At 41.6% G+C, this 1,128-nt stretch carries 1 protein-coding gene and 1 pseudogene; one reads left to right on the top strand and one right to left on the bottom strand.

Features of this window, described 5'->3' with window-relative positions:
• On the bottom strand, window positions 1–486 hold a 486-nt coding region (locus R8N28_RS26295; protein WP_318183794.1), incomplete at its 3' end, for a PAS domain-containing protein.
• 252 nt (window positions 487–738) lie between these two features.
• Between R8N28_RS26295 and R8N28_RS26290 the strand changes: the two are divergent.
• A pseudogene (locus tag R8N28_RS26290) lies at window positions 739–1,128 on the top strand (ABC transporter); the annotation flags it as partial.

The following is a 1,128-nucleotide window of genomic DNA, read 5'->3' as shown; positions in this document are numbered from 1 at the left end:
TAGAAGTAACAAGCCCAAAAAGTTCGAAATAAAAAGGAAAAAGGCAGCTCTCATCCAAAGACGTGTACGAGGTAGGTAAAGTTGAAGCGGTTTTTTATCATTTCGCAGTTTCGCGTAAGCTTTCTCTGCGCGTTTGACATAAATACGTTCTGGTTTAAAACGGACAGATTGGTATTCAACAATTTCACCGTTGTATTTGATTGGCGATGCAAACGCATCCACCCAGTAATATCCTCCATTTTTTCGTCTGTTTTTCACCATTCCCATCCAATGTTTCCCAGCTTTGAGATGAGACCAGAGGTCTTTAAACGCCTGTTTAGGCATATCTGGATGGCGAACAACGTTATGTGGTTTTCCTATCAACTCTCCTTCTTCAAAGCCAGCAACTTCATTAAAATGCGCACTGGCATATTTGATGTAACTTGATGGGTCGGTTATGGAAACGAGACTGTAGCTCGCAGGATAATCGTATTCCTTTTCACTCATATACATGCATCCTTACATTTAATAAATAAGTGCCACATATGAGTGTAGCAGCATAATATCCATACGCATAATGATGACTATATAGAAATATTCCCGCGACTTATTCAACAGAAGATTCGTTACATAAGTCTTTCATTTCTGGTCGTAACAATCTTTGCTTTGGTTAAAATTAATACTGACATCCCCTTCCTTAGGCCCTTGGTTAGTTGTTATAACTAGTCCAATACAACAATAACAAGGAAGACAAACACAATGGCTATTCGCTTTAGTCAGCTTGCTGTACAAGGACATACCACCACACTTTCCATTGATGAATGGACAATCGATAACAATGACTCTTGGGGCATCTTCAGTGCAGAAGGAGACATCGGCTCCCTGCTAGGCGATCTGCTTTGTGGCGAACTGAAACCCACACAAGGGACTTTGGATCTTGGTGAATTGAAAGTCGCGCAAGTATCGCTTTCAGAGCAACAACGACTACTTGAACGTGAGCTAGAAAAGGACGACACCGATTTTCTCGATCGTATCGACCAAGGCAGTACCGTTTATGCTTTGATTTTTGAGCGCTGCCAAGATGCAGCAACAACGGAAAGACTGCTTGAAGAGCTCGACCTTCACCATTTAAAACAGAGCGGTTTTCGT

This window comes from Vibrio sp. Vb1554, from assembly GCF_033344235.1.
Note: the sequence above shows the minus strand (reverse complement) of the source record. Positions and strands in the feature narration are given on the sequence as shown.